This is a genomic window from Novosphingobium sp. TCA1 (assembly GCF_009811895.1).
GTDB lineage: Bacteria > Pseudomonadota > Alphaproteobacteria > Sphingomonadales > Sphingomonadaceae > Novosphingobium > Novosphingobium panipatense_A.
This window is the reverse complement of sequence record NZ_BLJH01000075.1, coordinates 1-6,104: the sequence shown is the minus strand read 5'-3', so window position 1 is coordinate 6,104 and position 6,104 is coordinate 1. Positions and strand designations below refer to the sequence as shown.

At 63.2% G+C, this 6,104-nt stretch carries 4 protein-coding genes; all 4 read right to left on the bottom strand.

Going from position 1 to position 6,104, the window contains the following annotated elements; genetic code table 11:
* Positions 1-102: 102 nt before the first annotated feature.
* A complete protein-coding gene (locus NTCA1_RS27655; RefSeq protein WP_159832448.1) occupies positions 103-1,023 on the bottom strand; it encodes a HEPN domain-containing protein in 921 nt (306 codons plus the stop codon).
* 209 nt (positions 1,024-1,232) lie between these two features.
* The gene (locus tag NTCA1_RS27650; protein ID WP_159832447.1) at positions 1,233-2,678 is read right to left on the bottom strand and encodes a PstS family phosphate ABC transporter substrate-binding protein; all 1,446 of its coding nucleotides are present in this window, start codon (positions 2,676-2,678) and stop codon (positions 1,233-1,235) included.
* Positions 2,675-3,412, bottom strand: a complete 738-nt coding sequence (locus NTCA1_RS27645; protein ID WP_159832446.1) for a hypothetical protein — start codon at positions 3,410-3,412, stop codon at positions 2,675-2,677. The genes NTCA1_RS27650 and NTCA1_RS27645 overlap by 4 nt, the downstream gene beginning before the upstream one ends.
* 2 nt (positions 3,413-3,414) lie before the next feature.
* Entirely contained in the window at positions 3,415-5,553 is a 2,139-nt protein-coding gene (locus NTCA1_RS27640; protein WP_159832445.1) for a TonB-dependent siderophore receptor, read from the bottom strand.
* Positions 5,554-6,104 lie beyond the last annotated feature (551 nt).

Genomic DNA, 6,104 nt, shown 5'->3' with positions numbered 1-6,104 from the left:
CGCGGAACAGCGCGGAACAGCGCGGAACAGCGCGGAACAGCGCGGAACAGCGCGGAACAGCGCGGAACAGCTATCGCTAGAGTGGCGCTATGAGGCGATCAGTCAATGGCTGGCGGCGCGCTGCAACTTTTCCAAACGCTTAACGCACACAGCTTCAACTATACGTCGTAGCTCCCCGACCATCTCCGCCACCTTTTCAAGGTCTTCGAGGCTGATCTCGTAGCTGTCCGAGTAGCGCGCTTCCACGTAAGCTCGCTTAAGAAGCTCAAACCGCCTGCGACTCAGACGGTCCTCTCTCGGCCAAGCTTCGACAAGACAAGGTTCACGGTCTTCTGCCAATGATCGAAGGAACTTGATATTATGAGACCGGGGAAAATAGTGCCGCAGAACCAGTAAGTAGCAAATATAGCTCCGTTCTACAGCTTGATGAAAAGAAAACGAGGCTTCCTTCCGCCAGCCCAGATCATTCGCGCCCTTCTGCATCTGTTCCTGGCCGGTCGTGATTGAGCGATCAATCTTTGGAAGCCACTCCTCGAAATACTTCGTCGCCATCTCTAACGCGTCAGTGGCGGTAAGGGGCTGCGGCATCGCCAGAGTGGTGCCAGGCAACTCGTAAAGCGCTATGCCATCACGTGCGATATCGACCCAGAAGTATTCGCCTTTGTTAAGTGCTTCGTTCACTTCCTGCAGAGTATGCACGATGATGTTTACTTGTCGACCGATCGCTGGATCGCGCAGCATTTTGTCCTCTGCCACGTACCAGTATTCGGCAATATCGGTTAGATTCTCATGGCTGACAATGATCAGGATATCGTAATCAGAGTGATATCCGTTTTCCGGTTCGTCCACCCAGTCATTGCGTGCGTAGCTTCCGAACAGGACGATCTTAAGAATTCTCCCGTTCTTTTTCCAAGGCTGGGTAGCGCGAGAAGTCGCAATCTCGAACTCCGACATTAGAGTGGCTTTGGCCTTCTCCAATTCTCCTTGCTGCACAGCCGGCAAATGATCGATATCTTTACGCATTATCCAGATTCTCGCCTGAAAGCGGCTCTTTGGCAACCCCATCGACGATCGAAGCCCGCTCCGAAACTTCCTACCGGAGTTTGGGCTGATCGACGGAAGGATTCGACCAATCCCAGTCGTCCGCTGGCTACGCGGCGAACGACTGGGATATCCAAGACCTGTCTTTGATTGAAAGCTGCTAAATCGGCATCGGTGCGATCTTGCACCCATTACATTTCCTCGATCAAATGCCGTTCTTTCTGCAGGTCTTGCTGGTCGAGCGGGAGGTATCCGTCCTCTTCTCCAGAATGCTGGGCAATGATTGTCTGTCCCTCGTCCGAGAGCAGGAAGTGCAGCAGATCCTTTGCTGCCGGGTCGACCGGCTTGCCCGGCACCTTGTCAACGTAGATGTTAAGGAAGTACGAGATCGGCCACGCCCCCCGGTCCGCGCCCACCCGGGGCAGGACGTAAGGGCCGCCGTCATGCGCGGACAGTGGCAGGACGCGCACGCCTGCAGGCGCTTCGCCCGCATCGATCCACGTCGCATAGCCGATGCCGTGAGGGTCCGCCGCGACGGCGGCGAGGATCGCCTTGCCGCTCGGCATTGCCTTATAGCGAGCGCTGAACGGCAAGCCGTCCAGCTTCGAGGCGCGCATCGCCGAGCCGAAACCGCCATCGTCGCGCGCGCCGTAGACGTGGATCGCACCCGCGTTGCCGCCCAGGGTAGCCCAGTCGGCGATGTCGCCGCCGGGTGCGCCTGCCGCGAAGACGCGCTGCACTTGCGCCATCGATAGTCCGGCAAGCGGATTGCGGGCGTTGACGTAGATCGCGGGCGGCGTCTTGCCGTCCGGACGCGGACCGTGGCTGGCATAGGCGACGCGGATGCGTATCGGGTCGTAGCCCTTCACTTGCCGGAAGCCGTCGAGGTCGTTCTGCCACAACTCGCGGCCCATCGGCGCGATGATCGTGGTCCCGGCGGTCAGCGCGGGTATTGCGGTGGAGGAGCCGCGCAAGTCGGCGGTGAACCGTACTTTGGGCGCATGGCGGGCATAAGCGGCGAGGATGTCGGGCATGATCGTCGTCAGCGTATCGCTGCCGATGATCGACAGGCTGCCGTCCGGGGTGACATAGCCCGCCGCGCGCTTCGGGATCGTGATCGCGTGCAGCCCCGCGATCCGTTCCCGCGCCTTCGCCAGCGCGGCGGCGTCGAGCGGCTTGTAGATTGCCAGCGCCGCCTTCAGCCGCGCCTGCCCATCGTCGGAGAACAGCGCTTGCAGAACCGGCTGCACCCGTTCGTCGACGGCGCCGTCCTTGTCGCAGCGCGCGTAGAGGTAGAGCCCCTGCATCACCGGCACTGCCAGCGGCAGACCGCCGGAAAAGCGGCGTACGGCGGCGCGCTCGATCACGGTCATCTCGCGCGGGATCACGGCGAGCGCAATGGTCCCTTGCGTCAGCAACGGCATCGCTCCAGCCGGGCCGACGATGCGGGGGGAGAGGCCGCTGGCTGCCGCTGCGACGGCATCGGCTTCCGGGCCGCCGCCGATGGCAAGGGCGCCGCCCGCCAGCACGTAGCGCGCCAGCAGCGGCTGCGCCTCGGGGATCGGGCCGCTGTCCTGCGCCGAGGCCGAACCGGCGAGCAGCGCTGCCGTCAGCGCCAGGCCAAGCGCGCGGTTCACTTCTTCACCTTGCACATTTTCGCGCCCGCGCGTGCCCATGTGATCGCGGCGTCGAACAGGGTGCGGCCGGTCTGGGTCATACGGGTGAAGCTGTTGTTTTCCATGCCAATGAACACGCGACGCGCCGGTGCGAGGTGGTCGTGGTCCATCGTCGCGCCGGCTTCGTAGCCGAACAGGGTGGCCTTTTCCGGCTCTCCGGGCCAGGTCATGATGATGTCGGCGCCGAGGCCGGGTTTGCCCCAGCCTGGGGGCGTGCGCGCTTCGGTCCAGGTGCCGAGGCCCGCCGGGACGCCCGCCGCCATCGGATGCGGGGCGCGCACCAGCCAGAAGTAGTGCCCGGTTTCCAGCTCGCCGAAATCGGTATCACGGCGCAGGCCGGTCATCCACAGATCGTCGAGCAGGTCGTTCTCCCAGGTCACCAGCGGCACGCCCATGTCGCGCCAGCGGGTAATGGCCGGGCGATTGGCGGTGAACTGGTTGGAACGTACCGTCGAGGACATGACGACGAGATCGAATCCGCAAGGGTCCGGCGCACCGTCCAGCCCCTCGCTGGTGGTGACGGCATAGCCCATCGCCTCCAGCCGCGCCTTGACCGCCGGGTCGGCCGAACCGCCCGGCGGATCGGCGCGCATCAGGAACAGCACTTTGCCGGCATCCGCCGCCAAGGCCGGGGTGGGGGCGGAAGCCGCACCGATGGCCAGCGCCAGCAGCGCGGCGGCGAATGCCTTCTTCATCGTCAGAACCCTCCGCTCAGGCCGACGAGGAAGCTGCGGCCCTCGCCCGGCGTGATCTGCGCGCGCGAGACGGTGCTGGCGATGTAGTACTCGTTGGTGATGTTCTTGACGTTCACCGTCAGGCGGACCTTGTCGGCCAGCTTGTACCACAGGCTGGAATCGAAGCGGGTGTAGCCGCCGACCGAGAAGGTATTCTCCAGATTGCCCATGCGGTTGCTCGCGGCCACGACGCCGCCGCCGAGGCCCAAGCGGCTGAGCGGGCCGTCCACCGGCTCCAGCGTGACCCACAGGCTGCCGCTCCACTTGGGCACGCCGATCAGCTTGTTGCCCCTGGCATAGTCGGTGGAGGAGCGCACGGTGGCGTCGGTATAGGCACCGTTGGCGATGACCTTGATGCTCGGCGTGATCGCGCCCGACATGTCGAACTCCACACCCTGCGAGCGCTGGACGCCCGCGTTGATGTTGTAGCCGACGTTGTTGGGATCCTGCTGCGTCACGTTCTCGCGCGTCAGCTGGTAGACCGACAGCGTGGAGGCGAGGCGGCCGCCGAACAGTTCGGCCTTGATCCCCGCTTCGTACTGTTTGCCCTTTTCCGGATCGATCGGCTTGCCGTCGATGGTCGGTTCGGGCTTGGACTGGAACGAGCGGGTGAAGTCGGCGAACAGCGAGACGTTAGGCACCGGCTTGAACACCACGCCCACGCGCGGTGACCATGCCTTGTCGTCCGAGGCGTACTGGGTGGTGCCGTGGTCGGACTGCTGGGCGTGATCGTAGCGCACGCCCGCCAGCAGGTTGATCTTGTCGCCGATATCGATCTGGTCCTGCAGGTAACCGGACAGAGACTTCGACTGCACCTTGCGGTCGGCGGCCGGGACGAAGGTCCCGGGCAGCGCGCCGTATTCCGGATTGTCGATGTCGATCCGGGCCAGCGTGGCGCGCGCGAACGTGCGGAAGCGGTAGGACTTCACGTACTCGCCGCCGAATACCACCGTGTGCCCGATCCCGCCGGTGGAGAAGCGTGCGACCATGTCGGCCTGCGCATCGTAGTTGTGGTTGTTCTCGTGCTGCTCGACGGCGGTGCGGGTGACGGTGCGCGCGCCGGTGGTGGCATTGACTGCGACGGTAGTGCCGTAATTGATGCCGAACAGGTCCAGCTTGCCTTCGTCGTAGTGGCCGATCTGGCGGATCGTCAGCCAGTCGGCCAGTTCATGCTCGATGCGGTAGTTGAACTCGTAGCGGCTGGATTCGGTGGTCGCCCACTCTTCGCCCAGGAACCGGTCGCGCGGCAGGTTGACGACGAGATCCCGGTCGGCGTCGGTGGTGGCGACGATGCCGCGATCGGTCTGGTTCTTCTGGTGCGCATAAGTCAGGCTGGCGATGACGCGGGTGCGGTCGCCGGGTTCCCACAAGACCGAGCCGGACAGGAACTGGCGGCGGTAGGGCTGGAACACGTCGCGGAAGGTGTCGCCGGTCTGCGCGGCGGCGATGAAGCGCACCGCCAGCGTCTTTGCCGCGTCGACCGGGCCGGTCACGTCCACCTGCCCGCGCATGAAGTCGTTGCTGCCGCCCTGTACGGAGAAGTTCATCCCCCGCTCGAAGCGCGGCTGCTTGGTGACGATGTTGATGAGACCGCCCGGATCGCCGCGACCGTAGAGCACCGATGCCGGACCCTTGAGCACTTCGATGCGCTCGACGTTGGCGAGGTCGCGATAACTGTCGTTGGTTTCGATCGCCGGGCTGAGCATGATCGAATCGATCGCATAGTACGACGAGCGGAATCCGCGGATGGTGAAGCTTTCCGACCTGTTGCCCGCATCGGTGCCCGCCTGGATACCGCTGACGTTGCGCAGCGCGCTGGTGAGGTCGAGGATCTGCTGGTCGTCGATGACGTCGCGCGGCACGAACTGGATCGATTGCGGCACGTCCATGATGCTGGTGCCGGTGCGCGTGGCGGTGGTCAGCTGATCGACCTTGTAGTCCTCGCTGCGGGCGCCGAGCACGGTGATTTCCGAAGAACTGACGTCCTGCGGTCCGGCGTCTGAAGCAGTTTCGTCGGCGAAGGCGGAGATTGTGGCGGTCGCAGCCAGAACCAGCGCAACCGCGCTCGTCCCTACCCGTAGTCGGGAATTGATTAAACGCATAATTTGGTGCTCCCCGAGGGGGACCTCGATTGTGCGGCGCACATATTGCAACTACGAACTATTTGCAACTTGTTGACATGTATCAAAATGTAATGCGCTTCTCAGAGTTCTACCTTTGGCGATCGGGGACGGGCATCCACCGCATCAGTTCAGGATGCCATCGACACCCGCGCTGGTGAGGGTTGATACTGAGTAGGCCGCGACCTGATCCATAAATTAGGCGGCTGCAGCAAAGAGAGCTAGCCCACGCCCTATGAACGACCGGTCCGGGTTGAAACAGTCGTTCAGCTGGCACAATTCAAAAGGCAGATATGTCGAAGGGTCGTCTAATCGCGCGTCATAGAGCAAGTCCTTTCTGTGCTTGGTTGATGTTCAGCGTCATGGCGCCATCGCTGTATGCCGGGAGCAGGGTCGTCTTCGCGGTCGGCATTAGCCGCCGCATGATGGGCTTCGCGGGAAGAGCCTTCCAATGTTTCGGGCGCACTCAGCTTAACCCGCACTATTCATGAGGCCTCCGCTCCGGGTTGGTCCGAGCATGGTTTGTCGGTCGC